Here is a 17958-nt window from a genome sequence, read left to right as displayed (position 1 = left end):
GACTCGCAGACGAGTTGCGCTAGGCAGGCGTTGCTGGCCTTCGGTCCAGGTCCTCACATCCCGAGTGCGTCATTGCTGTCCGCCCGCTTGACGGAATCCGTAGAGCGGGACCGCAGACGTTGGCAGATCGTGAATCCGAGCCTCTGCGCCAGCGGTGGCAGTGTGCGGCTCCGCCGAGCAGGGCAGTCGAGCATCGGAAATCACGTCAGGAGGATGGGTGCGGACCTATCTAGTCCTACTACGCGTATTTGGAGTCGCAAGGCTGACGGCCTCGCAACTGCTCGCGCGACTTCCGTTGGGCCTACTGAACTTGGCAGTTCTTCTCCACGCGCAACTGTCCTATGACTCGTACGCCATAGCTGGGGCGGTTGTTGCCTGTGTAAGTCTGGGCGAAGCCGTTGGAACGCCGGTCACGAGCAGACTTACCGTCGGCTATGGCGTACGAGGACCGCTGCTTTCCGCAGCGGGCCTGAATGCAACCCTGCTCATGGTGCTGGCATTCGCACCACTTGGGCCGCGCCCCGGCTGCGTGGTTGGTTTCGTGATCGGTGCGACCGTCCCCCCTTTGATGCCTGTCGTACGCGCCATGTACCGGAACTTGGTTCCGAACAACTCACTTCGAGCCATGTTCGCGTTGGATACCACTGCCCAAGAACTCATTTGGGTCGCTGGCCCGGTCGCGGCGACTGCGCTCGCCGCGGTCTCAACGGTTGCACCTCTCGTCGCGTGCGCTGTGTTGACGCTGGTCGGGACAGTAGCGTTTTGTTTCAATCCCGAGGTGCAACGCGCAGTCACGACGAAGCAACGAGCCCGGTTCGGGAAGATCGCCGGCAAGCGAGTGGTCATGGTTGCTTTGCTGACGAGTCTGCTGATGGTTGCCAACTTAGGCACCGTGCAGGTAGCGGTGATCGTCTTCTATGGGGAGGACGAGATGACGGCTGGAGTGGGTGTCGGCGTGGCCTGTGTCGGCTCGCTGTTTGGCGGACTAGTTTTCGGGCATCGAGAGACTCGCTTCGTCGGACTTCTCGCGGCCATCGCGATCTTGGTCGCCGGAACCGTGCTCGCCGGGATTGTCGAGAGCACGGCTTCGGTCATGGTCGCGCTCTTCTTGTCTGGGACGGGGTTCGCCCCCGCGCTGTCGTGGCTGTATCACATGGTTTCCGTCGGTGTGGACGACGCATCTGCCACTGAAGCCTTCGCCTGGCTGCATACAGGAGCGCTTGTGGGATTGGCCCTCGGCACGGCCATAGGGGGGCTAATGGCCGATCTTGCTGGCTCTAATGGCGCCTATCTAGCAGGCACGATCCTCGGTGTTGTTGCGCTGGGGGTTCCGCTGAGCGCCAGTTTGGTGGCGCCGTTGCCAGGGCTGAGGCGGGGGCCAGGACTGGGCACAACAAGCGTTGCGCCAACCGATGTCGGTTGACGTACTCGCGCTTGCCCATCACAACGGCCCAGACGCTCGAAGAGACGGTCGACGCGAGCGTGGCGCACGAATCATGCGGTTCGGGCTCGGTCTCGCGCTCGGTTCGGCTCGGACGGACAGTCATCGCGAAATTGCGCGGATGCCAAACAAACGCCAACTTGCGGGGTTACGGAGAGCGCCTCCTCCTCGCGCACCTCCAATGTTGCCGCATGCTTGTTCAGCCGTCTGTACGGTCCCTGTCGACAATCGTGTTGATCGCCTCTCTCGCGCTGGCCGGGTGCGGCCGGACTCCCGACGACGCCGACCGCGAGTCGCAAGAAACCCTCATGGAAACAACGCCGGTCGGCACAGAGAACGTCCCATCCGCTGTGTGGGCGGTCAACGGAGATATCAAGACCCTTGACCCGATGTACACCGTCGATTACCCGGGCAGCACGACCCTGTCGTTGATGTGCGAGTCCTTGCTCACGACGCTCCCCGACGGTTCGATCGGCCCGGGGGTGGCCGAGCTGTCCAGGCCAGACGAGACGACGGTCGTCTTCGACATCGACCCGGACGTACGCTTCTGGGACGGCGCTCAGGTGACCGCCGAGGACGTGGTCTACAGCCTTGACCGGCAGCGCGACCCCGCTCTGGGGGGGTTCTACAGCGCGTTCTTCGATCGGGTCGACTCGATCGAAGCCACGGGACCCCAGCAGGTCACCGTCAAGCTCACCGAGCCCGACTACTGGCTCGACGGCGAGCTGGCCTCGCGCGCCGGCGTCGTGCTGCAGAAGAAGTACGTCGAGGACCGCGGCGAGTCCTTCGGCACGTCCTCCGGCGGCACGATGTGCACCGGCTCGTACAGCCTGGAGTCGTGGGAGCCCGCCACCGGGATCGTGGCCCGTGCGAACCCCGACTACTGGGATGGCGAGACGCCGAAGGTGGAGCAGATCACCATCAAGAGCGTCCCCGACGAAGCGGCCCTCACGTCGTCGCTGCTGACCGGCGAGGTCGACGGAACCTATCGACCCGCCAGCATGTCCACGCTCGACCAGCTGCGCGCTAGTGACGACGTCGAGGTCTTCCAGGGCCCGAGCTACAACACCGACGCCCTCATCGTGAGCAGCCTGGACGGACCGCTCGGTGACGAGGGGGTGCGTCGAGCCCTCTCGCTCGCTCTGGACCGCAAGGGCATCATCGAGTCGGTCTACCGGGGCGCTGCCAGCACGCCGCACTGGATCGCGAACCCGGGGACCTTCGGCTACGCCCAGGACGTCTTCGAGGAGGCCTACCAGGACGCCCCGGCGTGGGAGCAGGACCTGGAGGAGGCCAAGGCGCTCGTCAAGGAGGCCGGTGCCGAGGGCAAGACCATTACGATCGGCATGACCCGTGGCCTGGCGCAGATCGCCGCCGCGGCGGGAGCCTACGAGGCCGCCGCTGCCTCGATCGGACTCAAGGTCAAGCTCAAGGCCGTGTCGACGGAGAACTTCATCAACTTCTTCATCGACCCGCAGGCGCGCATCGGGCTCGACGCCTTCTTGACCGCTGACTACCCCGACTACGCCGACCCGGCGGCCTTCATCGCCACCATCGTCCTGCCGAACGGCGCCCGGAACTACGCCGCGCTCGAGGACAAGCAGCTGATCGAACTCATGGGGAAAGCTCGGGGCACCGCGGACCCGGACGAGCGCGCGCGCATCGTGATCGACGCGCTGAACCGCTTCAACGAGGTGCTTCCGTGGATCCCGCTGGTGCAGCCCAACACCGTCCTGGTGATGAACCGCAAGCTCACCGGGGCCGTCAGCTCCTTCGCCTACATGTCAGGACCGTGGGCGGCGGATCTGGGAGGAAGGTGACATGCATGTGCCCTTCCTACTCAAACGGTTCCTGATCCTCCTGGCGACTTTGCTGGTCGCGAGCTTCGTGATCTTCTCGGCGATGTTCCTGGCGCCGGGAAAGCCGATCGCGGCGCTGACCGGGGGGCGCTCGGTGTCCCCGGAGGCGTTGGCGGTGCTCGAGCGGCGGTACCAGCTCGACGAGCCGTTCCTGACCCAGTACTGGAACTGGCTCTCCCATGCGGTCCGTGGTGACCTCGGCATCTCCATCGCGACCCGTCAGGAGGTCTCGGAGCTGATCGCGGAACGATCCGGTATCACCTTCGCCCTCGTCCTCTACGCCTCGGTCCTCATCGTGGTGATCGGGATCGGACTTGGGATGCTGGCCGGGCTTCGGCCCGGCAGGCTCGACACCGCTCTAATCGTGGCCACCTCGGCCGCGGCGGCGATCCCGCCGTTCCTCAGTGCGATCGTCCTGACGATGATCTTCGCGGTGTCCCTGGGATGGCTTCCCGCGCTCGGAGCAGGGGACGGCGTGGTGGAACGGGTCGAGCACCTCACACTGCCGGCGGTGGCCCTGGCCCTGTCGTCGATCGCCGTGGTGGCCCGGGTGACGCGGGCCTCGATCCGCAAGGAGGCCGGGCGCGAGCACGTGCAGACCGCGATCAGCCGCGGAGTCCCCCGTCGCGGCGTGATCACGCGTCACGTGCTGCGCAACGCCGCCATCCCGATCACCACGTCCACCGGGATCACGATCGCGTCGTTGATCGCCGTGTCCGCCGTCGTGGAGACGGCGTTCAGCCTCAACGGGCTGGGCCAATACCTGATCGTGTCGTCGAACTCGAAGGATCTCGCTGTGGTTCAGGGCATCGCCCTCGTCCTGGTGCTGGCGTTCGTGCTTCTCAACCTGCTGGTCGACATCGCCTACGCCATCCTCGACCCCCGAGTGAATCTGGGAGCCAAGGCCGCATGACCGCTGTCATCACCGCGGAGGCGTCCGCGGGCAAGCTCACTCGCGCGCGGTCCTCGCGGCTCGGCATTCCGGGCGTCGTGGCGGTCGTGGTCCTCGTCCTGGCAGTCGCCGCAGCGATCGCCGGGCCCTACCTCGCGCCGTACGACCCCAGTGCAGGAAGCCCGTCGGGGGCATGGCTCGGGCCGTCGTCGGGACACCTGCTCGGCCAGGACGTCCAGGGCCGCGACGTGGCGTCACGACTGCTCGCCGGCGCCCGGTCGTCGATGCTCGGGCCTCTGATCGTGGTCGTCCTCAGCCTCGTCATGGGCTCGGTGCTCGCTCTGCTCGCGGCCTGGCGTCGAGGAGTGGTCGACTCGATCATCTCCTCGACGATGGACATCCTGTTCGCCTTCCCGGGAATCCTGCTCGCCGCTCTTGCTGCAGCCGTCCTTGACGCGGGCCTGTGGCCAGCGGTGATCGCCCTGTCGGTGGCCTACACGCCGTACGTGGCGCGCCTGCTGCGGGGGGTGTTCCTCCGTGAGCGCGAGCTGCCGTATGTGGCGGCCGCCGAGATCCAGGGATTCAGCGCGATCACCATCTGCCTGCGTCACCTGATCCCCAACGTGCTTCCCGTGATGGTCGCGCAAGGCACCTTGCTGTTCGGGTACGCGGTCCTGGACATCGCGATCCTGTCCTACCTCGGCCTGGGCATCCAGCCGCCCAGTCCCGACTGGGGCGTGATGGTCTCGGAGAATCAGTCAGGCGTCCTCCAGAGCTACCCGCTTCCCGTGCTCAGCGCCGGATGCTGTGTCGTTGTCGTCGTCGTGGCGATGAACATCCTGGGCGAGCGACTTCTCGGCGCGAAGGACAACGAGCGATGACCGACCTACTAGACAGCGACGTGGACGCCACGCCGAGCCGGTTGGGTGAGGTACGTCCGCTGCTGGAGCTGCAGTCACTGAGCGTCGCGATCGACGTCGGCGGCGTCGAGCAACCGATCCTCAGGGACGTCTCGCTCTCGATCCTTCCCGGCGAGGCGCTCGGACTCGTCGGAGAGTCGGGTTCTGGGAAGTCCATGACGGCGAAGGCGATCGATCGGTTGCTGCCCGATGGCGCGCGCCAGAGCGGAACGATCCTCTTCGACGGGCAAGACGTGTCCGCGTTGAGCGGAGCGGCGCTGCGCTCGTACCGCTCGGACGTCGCCATGATCTTCCAAGACCCCCGGGTCGCGATCAATCCGGTGCGCTCGATCGGCGACTTCATGACCGAGATCATGGTGGGTAACCGGAGGATGCGTCCTCGTGCCGCCCTCGACAGCGTCGTGGAGATGCTGGGGCGAGTGGGGATCTCGGACGGCCGGCGGCGGCTGGACCAGTACCCGCACGAGCTATCGGGAGGACTGCTCCAGCGGGTGATGATCGCCAGCACGCTGCTCACCCAGCCCCGGCTGCTGCTCGCCGACGAGCCGACGACGGCCCTGGATGTGTCGACGCAGGCCGAGGTGATCGGGATCCTGAGCGAGCTCCAGCAGGACCTCGACCTGGCCATCCTCTTCATCACCCACGATCTCGAGCTGGCCAGCGCCTTCTGCGACCGCACGGCGGTGATGTACGGGGGCGAGGTCCTTGAGATGGCCGCCTCGACCGCTCTGCAGGACGACCCGCTGCATCCCTACTCGGCGGCACTGGGCGCGGCACGGCCTCGACTCAACGAGCGCCGTGCGCGCTTGGATGCCATTCCGGGCCGGCCGCTCTCGGCTGTCGAGGCGCCCCGCGACGCGTGCTCGTTCGCAGCGCGGTGCCGTCATCGCGTAGACGAGTGTGTCGCCGCGCACCCCGATCTGCGGCCGCTCGAGGGTGGCCTGGTGCGTTGCATAAGAGCCGGTGAACTGCGAGCTGCCCGGAAGGAGGTAGGACATGACGCGCGCTGAGGCGGTCGCCCTCGAGGTCGCCGGGCTGGGAAAGACCTACGGCGACGTTGTCGCCGTCGACGATGTCTCGTTCAGCATTCCCGTCGGCGGATCGATGGCGCTCGTGGGTGAGTCGGGGTCGGGCAAGACCACCATCGCCAAGATGATCATGGGACTCGAGCGCGTCGGGGCCGGCACGGTGCACGCTTGCGGACGCGACCGGACTAACCCGGCGCGATCGCTCGAGGAGCGCCGCCGCCGGGCGCGGGAGGTCCAGATCGTCTTTCAGGACCCGTACTCGAGCTTGGACCCGCACCAGACCATCGCGGACATGCTGTCGGCGGTCGTCCGGCTTCACCACCGATCGCTGAGCGCTGCGGACTGCCGCGACCGCGTCGCGCAGCTGCTCGACATGGTCGGCCTCCACGAACGGCACGGCCAGGCACTGCCGCGCGGCATGTCAGGGGGGCAGCGGCAGCGAGCCGCCATCGCTCGCGCACTGGCTGCGGAGCCGCAGATCGTCATCCTCGACGAGTCGGTCGCGGCTCTCGATGTCTCCATCCAGGCGCAGGTGCTGAACCTCCTCGCGGACTTGCGCGACCGGCTCAACGTCACGTACCTGCTGATCAGTCACGACCTCGCGGTGGTCCGGCAGTTGACGGACACCGCAGTGGTTATGCGGCAGGGAGTGGTGGTGGAGTCGGGCAGCACTGGTCAGATCCTGGATTCACCGCAGCATCCGTACACACAGCACCTGCGTGCGAGCGTGCCTGGGCCAGGCTGGGTGCCCCCTCGGCGGGCTTGAAGCGACTTCCGGGCAGCTCCAGCTCGGCTGACGACGACTGGGCAGTGCAACGCCTAGGCAGGCCGCTCGGCCCCGTCGCCCTTTCAGGCACCCCGCACGCGTCGACCGGACACATCCTCCGTGTCCATTTCAGGCCTCCGATTCTGTAACTGAAGTCAGTCGGCCAGTACGCGAGACGTGGGTGAGGGCTGGACGTGTCGGGCGCCTGAGGCATGAGCGGCTCCGCTGACCACCGACCCGGCGTGGCTCCTCGCCTGTGTGGGTCCAGCGCGGTCAGTCAGTGTCCCAGCAGGCTCCAGAACGAGGACGCGAGGCGCGACGGCTTGCCGGACGCGGCCTCGGTCTGGTCCGCGATCGAGAACGCCACGGTGCCTGCGTTGACGCCTAACCAGCGAAACGGCTCCGGCTCCCACTTGCGTGACTGCCGACCGGCCCATGGAAGTGCGCGGACGCTGTCGTCGCGGTCGCCGATCTCGGCAGCAAGAGTTCGTCCGGCGAGGTGCGCTGTCGCGACGCCGTCTCCGACGTAACCGCCGGCGTGAGCCAGTCCTGTCCGTCGGTCGTAGCCGACCGATGGGTACCAGTCGCGAGGAATGCCCAGGTTGCCGCCCCACGCATGGGTGAATTCGACGCCGTCGATGGCCGGGAAGATCTCGGTCAGGATGCTGCGCAGCTTCGCGTGAACGCCTTCGTCCTTGTCGTACTTGGGCTTGATACGAGAGCCGAAGTGGTAGGGAGCCCCACGTCCGCCGAATGCGAGCCGCCCGTCGGCCGTGCGCTGACCATAGATTCGCAAGTGACGCTTGTCGCTGAAGGTTTCGCGTCGGTGAAGCCCGATCTCATTCCACTGTTCGTCGCTTAATGGTGCGGTCGCGACCATGAGCGAGTACATCGGCACCAGGTCGCGCTTGGCGCCAGGCAGGTCGGCGGTGTAGCCCTCCGTGGCTCTGACGATGACATCGGCACGCACTGAACCCCGCGACGTCGTCAGACACCGATCGCCGATCTCCAGTACCGCAGTGTCCTCGTAGATCTTGACGCCGAGGTCGCGGACCACGCGGGCCAGCCCGCCTGCGAGTTTGGCGGGATGCAGAACAGCGCAATGCGGGGTATAGGTAGCTCCAAATAGATCCGAGGCTGCCACTCGACGACTGGCCTCTTCGCGGGTCAGTAGTTGCATGTCGTCGGCGGCGAATCCCCAGTCTCGCCAGACCTGCACCTCGCGTTGTGCACGAGCCCACTGCGCGGCGTTGCGCGCGGTCGAGATGTAGCCGGCTTGCTCGAAGTCACAGTCGATCGCTTCTGCGGCTACGACTGCTCCGATTTCGCGCACGGTCGAGAACATCGCTCGCTGCATCTGTATCGCGTCGAGGCGGCTGCTGCTGGACTCGACCTTCTTGAGACTCGCGGGGAAGATGGCAGAGCACCAACCGCCGTTGCGACCCGACGCCCCGAACCCGACAAATTCCCTTTCGAGGATGCCAATCCGCAGCGTGGGGTCGGCCTTGCTCAGGTAGTAGGCCGTCCACAGCCCTGTGTAGCCAGCACCGATGATGGCGACATCAACGTTCGTGTCACCCGGCAGTTCGCTGCCAGGTGTTCTGCCCAAGTTGGCGTCCTGGTGCCAGAAGCTGATCGCAGCAGGGTCCGGGCTGTGCGTGGGCGTCATCGGGCTACTGATCTTCCGCTGGGTGGGAGTGAGGAGCTCGAAGGGCGACTCGCACCGCCAATCGAACGTCCATCAGTCTCGTTGTGGCTAGCACGTCGACGCCATTGGACGGTCGACCAAACTCGGCAACCTCTGCTGGACGCACGTACGAGCGTTCACGATCCGGCTTGTCCGTCTGTCGGGGCGGTGCTGGCTTCTAACGACGTTACGCAGCTGATTGGGGCCACGGCCGCTGGAGCGACGCATGTCGGAGCGGTCGGCGAGGCCCTCCTTATGTGTCACTGGCAGAGCCATCGCGCGGAAGGGCCGAACGGTCCTGCTCGACATCAGGCTTGGCTGTTGCGTGACGCGATCTCTCGACAACGTGGACAGCTGTCTTGTGAAGGATCGATCGGGAAGGACTGATCCCACCACCTGGTCCAGGACTCGCACCTGATGCCACACGCCGTGGTCATCGTGCCCATCTCCTTGGCGTGGATCCTCGACGTCGGCACTATGACGACTTCTCGGGTCTCATCTTGGCGTCGACTCGACTCAGCGACGACGAACCACCTGTTCACGCAATCACCGACTTTGTGCTCCGAAGCTGGCGGCCGTTGCGACATGCAAGGGGGACCGCCGTAACGCGGCTCCCCGTCGCGTGCCTGATCCACGCCGGCCGGTCGAACTGTAGGACGACGCGTTGCCGTCGGCCTGTTGGTGATCAGGGAACTTTCCAGAAGCTTCTGTCGGAATCATGGTCTCAGGGAGCGAGGGTGGCGGGATCGGCGAGGCCGGGAACACGCCTCTGGGCCTGACCCGTCGACGGTGAGCGGACGACGAGATGCCGGTTCGTGAGTTGTTTGCGCAGGACGGCCTAGGTCAGTCCACCAGTCGCAATGACTCGCGCTTGTAGGGCAGGGGTGACGACGGGTCGGGCGACTCGAACTCGCGTGCCAGACGATGACCGTCGAACATCACCTCGGCCAGCGGGCGCGGCGACAGTGCGTCGCCGATGCAGTAGACGGTATTAATCCCCGAAGCATCCAATGCTTGGCGATCGGCCATCAGTTGCTGGTACAGATCGTCGACCGGGGACCGCATCGTTACGAGCACCGCTGCGTCCGTCTCCAGCGAGAAAGGCGCCTCGAATTCGCCCACGCCCCGAAGCGCTCCAAGACCAGCTTCCGTCAGTAGGACGTCTCGATACATGGCTACGCCGCTGGCGTGGAGGGATGATCGAACGGCGGGCCCGTCCAGCGTCAGGTCCCCTTCCGCGGCAACACTGGCGTGCGGCGTCACGATCGAAACGTTGTACCCCTCGTTTGCAAGCAGTTGAGCGAGGCTTGACCCCAGGTAACCGCCCTCGGCGTCGTAGACGGTCACCCGGCACCCGGGGGTAGGCCGCTCGCCCCCGAGGAGTAGTTGTTCCGGCGTAAACACCCACTTCAGATCATCAAGTCCTGGTAGCGCCGCATGTGTGCTCGGCGTAAGGCCGTTGCGCAGCCATCGCGCGCCTGTCGCTATGACCACGTGCGAGGCCCCGTAGTCGAGAACGGCGTCTGCGTCCAGGGTGGTCGCCGGAATGAACTGTAGGTTCGAGAGCTTGTCGACCTGGATGAGCCTGTGGTCGATGAATCGTCCCCACTCTCGCAGTCCCGGTAGCTCCACCACGGGACGGAGATGTCCACCGACCTGGTCGGCGGAGTCCACAAGGTGCACCATCTCGGCTCCCCGTTTCGCGAGTCCGATGGCTGCTTCCAAACCAGCTGGTCCGGCGCCAACGACGAGGATGCTGGCGTTCTTGTCCTCGAGTGGTTCGAACCGTTCAGGGTGCCACCCACGCCTGTATTCCTCGCCAGCAGTGGCGTTTTGCGCGCACGCCATGTTGCCACGATCAAGACTGCTGATGCAGTGGTTGATACCCATGCATTCCCGGATGTCCTCGATCCGCCCCTCGTAGAGCTTCTGGGGAAAGAAGGGGTCAGCGATCGATTGACGCGCCGATCCGATAATGTCAATGACGCCCGACCGCACGGCCTGTGCCATCGAGTCAGGACTCGTCCATCGGGAAACTCCGACGATGGGCTTCTCGGTAGCACCGCGTATACGCGTGAAGAGATCCATGTTGCGCCCCTCGGGGATCACTCGCGAGGGACTGATGTCGCTTCCCCAGTCCAAGACGGACCCGACATTGAGATCCCACAGGTCGACGAGTGGATCGGCCATCTCTATCAAGGCCGCGCTCTCCTCAAGCGTGTGCCCCCAGGGACCTTGCGTCTGGACTGACATGCGAGTCGCGATGGCGCAGTCGGCACCGACTGCGTCCCGGACCCGGCTGAGCGTCTCGACCCAGAACCTGGCCCTGTTCTCGAGCGACCCTCCATACCTGTCGTTGCGGTGATTATGGAACGGTGACAAGAACTGCGCGAAGAGGTATCCATATCCGGCCAGCACGTCCACGATGTCGTAGCCCGCGTTGCGGCCGCGCACGGCCGCGTCGACGAAGGACTGTTCGACGCGGTCTATGTCCTCAATAGTCATAATTTTGGGAGTCCCGAGCGGCCCCGCGGGCGGCGGCAGCTCGCCTGCCAGGCCGGAAGGGGATAGAGCATGCTCGCGGGACAGCCGCCGCATGGCGTGGGCGCCGCCGTGGTGCAGTTCGATGCTCGCGAGCGCCCCATGGTCATGAACGGCGTCCACCATCAGCTTGTGTCGTCGTCCGTCTTCGTCGTCCCAGATGTCGCTGGAGTGCAAGGGGAACTCGTCGCTGCTGGGTCCGACGCTGGAGAACTCTGTCGAGACTGCGGCCCAACCACCTTCCGCGCGAACTGCACGGTATGACGCCCAGGTGGACGGACGCAGTACTCCATAGGCAGTTCCATGAGGAACGTTGAAGAACCGGTTACGCAGGGTCTTGGGACCAATGGTGATCGGTTGGAACAAGACCTTGTGATGATCAGCTGGGGGCACGGAAGATCCAACCTCGCTTCAGAGATCACTGGACGGCCGCCAGTACGGCTTGCACAACGCCTGCTGGCTCGGCGACGCGATAATGGCGAGGACGTCGTGTGTCGCGACCTGGCCCCTGCGAGAAGTCCGCTGGCTAGCCAGTGGTCTTCCTTGGTGCACTCTCTTGCGGGTCCGACGCTAACCAGCGGACTGAGGGCCTGATTTGTGAAGATCGCCCAAGGCGTGGACCATCCTTCGACGGATAGTTCTAAGTCAGCGGGCTCCCGTGACGCTTCGAATGCCGATCCTTGAAGAACAGGTTGTCGCGATCACTGCTGCGATGTCCGTGAATCGCCAGCGTCCTGACCCGGTGCACAGCTGCAAGCCCACGAATGTCGTGCTCCTCAGCAACCACGTCGCATACGCCGACAAGCTGTGTCAGCGCGCTTGGGTGAGCCGAGTACTCCAGTCCCGGGCGGGGTCGCCACGCTGGTTCTCGAACGGACCTCGCGTCAAGCAGTCGTCACCCACTCATAACTCAACTGCACGAGGTCCCACACCACCTCCAGCTCCTGACGATCCCTGGGACCGAACACCAGCAGGGCATCCTGCACTGGATGAGGGACGCCCCATCGGGCGTCTTCCACCTCCTTCATCACCGACCCGGGGACCGAGAGGTGGAGGCTCCCGTCGTGATGAGGATGCAGGTGCGCGAACTCGCGTCCCCGCTGAAATTTCTCCGGCGGAGCCGACCCGAAGCCTTCCGCGAGGTGGAGAGCCCGTGCGTGCGACACCGACACCAAGGTCGGGGCCATGTAGGTGTAGGGGAGCGAACGCATGCGGAACCACAGCTCTTCCTGCACCATCACCGGAGCGATCTGGGAGCGTTGACCGTGCGGGGCTGGACCGATCACTTCCGGCAGCGAACCTTGGCGGCGGGGCAGGGTGAGCGCGTGGAACGTCATCGCCGACCTCTCAGCAGTGACGACACGCCAGCTCCGACAGGGTTTCTGCCAGGGTCGCCTGTCCCACCAGAGGGTAGTCGGGGTCTGCGTACTCGAGTGCCGAGAACACAGGTCCGGCTGGCTGGAATGACCAGTCGCAGAAGCGGTCTCTTGCCGACATCACCGCTGGCGCGGGATCTGCGACGCGGGAAATATGAAGGGTCACCCGTTGAGCGTAGGCAGAGTGCACGGCCGCCGTCATTCGTTGTGCCGTATGAATCTCGATGCGGCACCGTTCGTTCGTACAGCACCTCATGGGTCGGCCAGAGCGCCTCGAGGGTGCCGTACGCCATCCGTCCCAACAACGTGCCCCGCAGGGGGGCGCCGACGCTGCTTGCCGGAAGGTGATAGAGGTCACTTGTCTTTCGTCGGATCGGGGTAACAGGGCATGTGACGACAACTCGCCAAGATGAGCACCAAGTGGACGAGAGGGAACAGCAATGGTCGACAGTGTCGAGATCGCAGTCGTCGGAGCCGGCTTCGCCGGGCTCCGAGTAGCGCGGGATCTGAGCGCGGATGGCCACTCGGTCGTGCTGCTCGAAGCAGCCGGACGAGTCGGCGGCCGCGCATACAGTCGAGAGTCCCTGACTGACCCCGGGACCACGGTGGAAGTGGGAGGAGCCTACTTCCACCGGCACCACCACGCCCGCCTCGCAGCAGAGGTCGACCGCTACAACGTTGAGACGCAACCTGCGGCCCCGTTCAAGGTCTTTCGGAACAAGCTTGCGCCCGGGGGACAGGATTCTGCGTTCCCCATTCCGTTCGACGAGTTCCTTGAGGCCGAGAGAGTCCTTTACTGCCTTATCCGCGACGCACGCCGGATCGATCCTCACGCAGGTCTCGAGAACCAGGACCTCAAGGACCTGGACATCTCCGCCCACCACTACCTGAACGAACTGAACCCCCCGCCGGTCACTAACCAGCTGCTGCGATCGTGGATCTGGAACATGATGGGCCAGCGCGTCGAGGACGCTTCAGCCCTGTGGGTTCTCCAACTGATCGCGTCACACGACTACTCCGTACTCGGCGTACTGCTGTCGCTGGACGAAGTCATGGCTAGCGGCACCGCAACATTGACGAGCGCGATGGCCAACGATGTGGCCGATCTCCGGCTTGGTGAGTCAGTGCACTCCATTGATCAGCAGGCAGACTGGGTCGATGTCACCTACGGTGCGGAGCGTCGGTTGAAGGCCCGACACGTGGTTGTCGCGACGCCCCTGAACTGCATGCGAGACCTCCGGTTCGAACCTCCCTTGGCGGGCCCGCGGGCGGAAGTCGTTGCGGAAGGGCACGGAGGCAGGGGTCTCAAACTCCTCATCCACGTGCATGACGTACCGGAAGGGATCTCTTGCACCGGTGACGGCATCTTCCCGACCTTGTATGACTACCTACCCGCCTCCGACGGCGGGCGGATTCTTGTCGGATTCACAGACCGAGATTCCTTTGACCCCACGGACAGCGACGCGATTGAAGCTGCGGTTCACCACTATCTGCCTGAGGCCGTCGTCGTCGGAACGGATTACCACGACTGGTGCGCGGATCCACATGTCCGTGCGCCTTGGGTCTCTCCGCGGATCGGCCAAGTAACGCGCGCCCACAAGTCGCTCGGCGAGCCGCACGGTCGCGTCCACTTCGCAGGGTCCGACGTATCCCTACTTTTCCCAGGCTATATCGAGGGTGCGCTAGAGACCGCTGACCGAGTGCGGTCAGAAATCCTCGACTGAAGTCTCACCTCACCTCACCTGGCATCCGGCAAGCGATCTCGCAGAACGCCGAGGTCTTCTGGCGGCTTTCGATGACTGCCCGCTGGTTCAAGACTGCTCTCGAAGAGACAGAGCGCGAAGTATCCCAGTCGTCGCGCAGGAGTCGGCGGACCGCAGTGGGGTTGACCCTCAGCAGAGTCTTATTTCGATGCATCCCTGCAGTTTGTTGGGGGGTGCGCGGTAGTCATCACGCACAGGGGCCAGTGCGGCCCCGAGCAACTCTCGCGCAGGGGAGTGGCATCCGCAGGTTCCGCCGCTGTTTTGGGCTCGTGACGCCCCGACACATCACGGTCGTCGCGTGCACAGGCTTCCCCAGCCAACCTCGACCTCGTCCACGACAATTAGCCCCAGGACGCGGCTTCGCCTACGAACTGTGTTAGGAGAGCTGGTCTGTTGCAGACATTGTGAACCGTCTTTGGCAGGCGCAGACCATTCAAGTTCGGGAGTCGGAGTTGCTGTCTTCGACCGCGACAACGGCTTGTCCGCACCCGGAGAGGGCTGGGCGACAGGCACCAACTTCAGCTCACCTTGGGACGGGTGGGCCGTCTCATGATCCGAGTGGCGCCACCGGCACCGCACCATGTGGTGCAGCGCAGACAATGAAATTGCAAGCCGGGAAACATGCGATGACTCGAGTAACGACGGTCACGCCCGCCGGGCGTGGCCGTCACGCATGTTTCGAAGTAGAGCGGGACGTCACTTGCAGGAAGGTGACATGGTTCTCAGCGATTTCGTCGAATCTCGGCAATCGTGGCCTCCCGGATCACGCTGAAACTGACCCTCATCGCAACCGAGGAGGGGCCATAGTGACCGCGAATCTCAAGGCTGACTACCCAATCGTCCTGATGTTTCGTACCGACCGAGCGGCCCCCAGTCTCACGCAACGTGATCGAACTTGAGGCGCTCCCACAGCGGCGCCGCTGGAAGCCACCGGCCCACTCGCCGTGCAACTTCGTCGATCCGCTTCTCGGACCCACCAAAAATGGCGGCCAAGACGTGACCCGCCGTTGACATATGACACAGGCTCGCTCGTCGCCTGTTCCGCACAGCTCTCCGAAAGAGGAACGACATGCACAAGACACTCGGCACTCGAGTCCGGCGCCTCACTAGCGCGGTCCTGGTGTTGGCGGTGATGGGGGTCGCCAGTAGCTGTAGTACTGAGTCGGGCGGCCCAGCCACCTCCGCATCTAGCGACGACGAGGTAGCGCAGAAGGCCACCAAGGCCATCAATCAACTGTACGGCAATGGAACTTTCACCGAGCCGGCTTCGACCGGACCGGAAGCGCAGACCGGCTACAAGGTCGCGCTCGTGAGCTCCGGGGTCCAGTCGCCGACCGGTACTGCCATGGCCAACGGGGCGAGGGACGCTGCGGAGCTCCTCGGCTGGGACTTCTCCGTGTACGACGGGAAGTACGAGCCCTCTCAGTACCAGGAGGGGATCCGTCAGGCGATCTCGCAGAACGCGGATGCCATCTGGCTCTACTCGATCGATTGTCCGCTGGTGAAGACCGCGCTAGAGGAGGCAAAGAAGGCAGGCATCCCCGTTTTCGCTCAGGAGGCCGCCGACTGTAGCGACGTCGACCCTAGTCAGCCTTCGTATTACGAGCGAGGCCTGGAATTTGTCGAAGGTGACTTCATCACGTGGGGTGAGGGGCTCGGTGCTGCCGAAGCCACGTGGCTGCTGTCCAAGCTCGGGTCCGAGGCGAACATCATCGAGGTCAGCAACACTGAGCTCGTCATCACCAAGGCAGTGCACGACGGCTTCCAGAAGGCGATGAAGGAGCAGTGCCCCGACTGCAAGGTCACGACCCTCAACATCCGGATCGCGGACTTTGGACCTGCCCTGGAGGAGAAGGTCTCTACTGCGCTTCTGCGCAATCCCGAGGCGAATGGAATGGCCCTGTCCTACGACGACCTCGTGACGACCGGCGGAGCCGCGGCTGTGATGGCGTCCGGGCGTAACGACTCGATCGAGGTCGTCTCTGGCAGCGGGTACGCAGCGAACATCGACCTCGTCCGAAAGAACAAGGGCCAGGACGCCGGATGGACCTACGACGGCCGGTACGAGGCGTGGTCGGCCGCCGACATGATCAACCGCTACTTCGCCGGCGAAGACAGCGTTCCGTCAGGGGTGGGCATCTCGATGTTCGACCACGACCATGACCTTCCGCCCGAGGGGGAGGCCTGGTCGACTGGCATCGACTACCAGCCTGTCTTTAAGAAGGTGTGGGGCGTCTCCTGATTCGTTCCACTAGGGGGAGGACGACCGCGTCCTCCCCCTAGGGGTGGACTGACTCAACCGGCCTCGGTCCTGAGTCGGGACGCCGCTCGGACGTGTCAACTCGAGCCGTACAATCCAGTTATGTCGATTGAGCACGACCTGCGGGCGGTCGCAGATGAGCTCATCCTCAAGATCCCCGCAATCAGTGAGGAAGTCCGGGAACGCTGCCGCTCTGGCGCGCCCAATTACTACCGCCGCAACGACCCCATGTTGCTTGAGACCGAACTCCCTAGCATCACCGGCGCACTGACGAGCGTCATCCACGGCCTCCGCAACGCCCGGCAGCTCCCCGGGGGTGCCTCCGAAGGGGCCTTGGAGGAAGCGAGAGTCGCAGCGCAGGCCGGCCTGGAGCTCACCGATCTGCTTCTGACCCGCCGGATCGGCCAAGTGGTCCTTTGGAACTGGATTCTTGAAACGGCCGTACGCATCGTCCCCGCAGGTCCGCGTCAGATTGCCGTTTTGAAGCAAGCCGCGGAGTATCACTTCGCGTGGAACGATCGCATCACGCATGACGTAGTAGCGACATACGAGCAAGAGAAGTCGGCGTACTTCTTCCACAGCAGGGACCGCCAGCGTCGAGCAGTCGTGACGGACCTTCTCAACGGAGTCCCCACAGATACCGAGCAGCTCGGCTACAACCTGAAGGTTGACCACCTCGCCGTCGTTGTCTGGGGCGGTACACCCAGGGTTGCGTTGAAGTCCCTGGCGGCGCTCTTTGACGCGTCCCTCCTCGTGGTCGAGGGCACAGGCGGGACGTCCCTGGCTTGGTTGGGCAACAGCCGGCTCTGCGAAGCCTTCGAACGCAAGTTCGTCAAATTCCACCCGCCGGCGGCTACCTTCCTTGCAGTGGGAGGGCCGCTCAACGGAATCGAGGGATTCCGTCGCGCACATAGGCAGGCGTGGCAGGCTTGCCGCGTAGGACGCCTCCGATCCGAACCGGTCACTCGCTACCGCGATGTTGCGCTGGAGAGCGTCGTTTTGCGCGACGCGCCCGCGGCTCGCGACTTCATGACGAGCGAGCTGGGGCCGATCGGAGACGACGACGCACGCACCCAACTCCTCCGCGAAACGCTGAGGGCCTACTTCGAAACCGGGCAGAACGCGGCCGCTACCGCACTTCGCATTCGCGTGCACGAACGAACCGTGGCTTACCGTCTCAAGTCCATTGAGGAGCGCCTGGGGTTCCCGATCAACGACCGCCGCGACGAGCTCGCCGTCGCGCTCCGTCTAGCCGACGTCCTACAAGACACCAGCGACCGTCAGCTCTCCATCCTCGGCGAAAGCAGCCAAGGAGAGACAGGCATCTAGCTGTGATGTCCAGGGACGTTGTTTCGTGACACGGCCCTGAGTTGCTGGATGGCGAAGGCCTCCGGTTGTGAAGTGGAGATGTCTAGTAACCGCTTC

12 protein-coding genes are annotated in these 17958 nt (G+C 64.5%); 9 read left to right on the top strand and 3 right to left on the bottom strand.

Annotated features, from left to right (window positions below):
- Positions 1-154: 154 nt before the first annotated feature.
- From J2X46_RS08655 to J2X46_RS08630, 6 genes are read left to right on the top strand one after another with little or no spacing between them, the layout of a single operon-like run.
- Positions 155-1423, top strand: coding sequence for an MFS transporter (locus tag J2X46_RS08655; protein ID WP_310249222.1), 1269 nt, complete (start codon positions 155-157; stop codon positions 1421-1423).
- Positions 1420-3261, top strand: a complete 1842-nt coding sequence (locus tag J2X46_RS08650; RefSeq protein ID WP_310249219.1) for an ABC transporter substrate-binding protein — start codon at positions 1420-1422, stop codon at positions 3259-3261. The genes J2X46_RS08655 and J2X46_RS08650 overlap by 4 nt, the downstream gene beginning before the upstream one ends.
- A gap of 1 nt (position 3262) precedes the next feature.
- Positions 3263-4213, top strand: coding sequence for an ABC transporter permease (locus tag J2X46_RS08645; protein ID WP_310249217.1), 951 nt, complete (start codon positions 3263-3265; stop codon positions 4211-4213).
- Positions 4210-5073, top strand: a complete 864-nt coding sequence (locus J2X46_RS08640) for an ABC transporter permease (protein ID WP_310249214.1) — start codon at positions 4210-4212, stop codon at positions 5071-5073. Before J2X46_RS08645 ends, J2X46_RS08640 begins: the two co-directional genes overlap by 4 nt.
- On the top strand, positions 5070-6122 hold the full coding sequence (locus J2X46_RS08635; RefSeq protein ID WP_310249211.1) for an ABC transporter ATP-binding protein: 1053 nt from the start codon (positions 5070-5072) through the stop codon (positions 6120-6122). Before J2X46_RS08640 ends, J2X46_RS08635 begins: the two co-directional genes overlap by 4 nt.
- Entirely contained in the window at positions 6109-6906 is a 798-nt protein-coding gene (locus J2X46_RS08630) for an ATP-binding cassette domain-containing protein (RefSeq protein ID WP_310249209.1), read from the top strand. The genes J2X46_RS08635 and J2X46_RS08630 overlap by 14 nt, the downstream gene beginning before the upstream one ends.
- 277 nt (positions 6907-7183) lie before the next feature.
- Here J2X46_RS08630 and J2X46_RS08625 read toward each other — a convergent pair whose 3' ends face one another.
- From J2X46_RS08625 to J2X46_RS08615, 3 genes are all read right to left on the bottom strand, one after another.
- Positions 7184-8575 carry an FAD-dependent oxidoreductase gene (locus J2X46_RS08625; protein ID WP_310249207.1) on the bottom strand — a complete coding sequence of 464 codons (1392 nt, stop codon included), beginning with the start codon at positions 8573-8575 and terminating at the stop codon, positions 7184-7186.
- 861 nt (positions 8576-9436) lie between these two features.
- On the bottom strand, positions 9437-11527 hold the full coding sequence (locus J2X46_RS08620; protein ID WP_310249205.1) for an FAD-dependent oxidoreductase: 2091 nt from the start codon (positions 11525-11527) through the stop codon (positions 9437-9439).
- Positions 11528-12018: 491 nt separating this feature from the next.
- Positions 12019-12471, bottom strand: a complete 453-nt coding sequence (locus J2X46_RS08615) for a luciferase family protein (protein ID WP_310249203.1) — start codon at positions 12469-12471, stop codon at positions 12019-12021.
- A gap of 479 nt (positions 12472-12950) precedes the next feature.
- Here J2X46_RS08615 and J2X46_RS08610 point away from each other — a divergent pair, with 479 nt between their 5' ends.
- From J2X46_RS08610 to J2X46_RS08600, 3 genes are all read left to right on the top strand, one after another.
- On the top strand, positions 12951-14234 hold the full coding sequence (locus J2X46_RS08610; protein ID WP_310249200.1) for an NAD(P)/FAD-dependent oxidoreductase: 1284 nt from the start codon (positions 12951-12953) through the stop codon (positions 14232-14234).
- A 1108-nt stretch (positions 14235-15342) separates the two neighbouring features.
- On the top strand, positions 15343-16515 hold the full coding sequence (locus J2X46_RS08605) for a substrate-binding domain-containing protein (RefSeq protein ID WP_310249198.1): 1173 nt from the start codon (positions 15343-15345) through the stop codon (positions 16513-16515).
- Positions 16516-16635: 120 nt separating this feature from the next.
- The gene (locus J2X46_RS08600) at positions 16636-17862 is read left to right on the top strand and encodes a helix-turn-helix domain-containing protein (RefSeq protein ID WP_310249197.1); all 1227 of its coding nucleotides are present in this window, start codon (positions 16636-16638) and stop codon (positions 17860-17862) included.
- The last annotated feature ends 96 nt before the right edge of the window (positions 17863-17958 follow it).

Source organism: Nocardioides sp. BE266, assembly GCF_031457855.1.
In the GTDB taxonomy this organism is placed as follows: domain Bacteria; phylum Actinomycetota; class Actinomycetes; order Propionibacteriales; family Nocardioidaceae; genus Nocardioides.
This window is presented reverse-complemented; position numbering and strand designations above follow the sequence as displayed.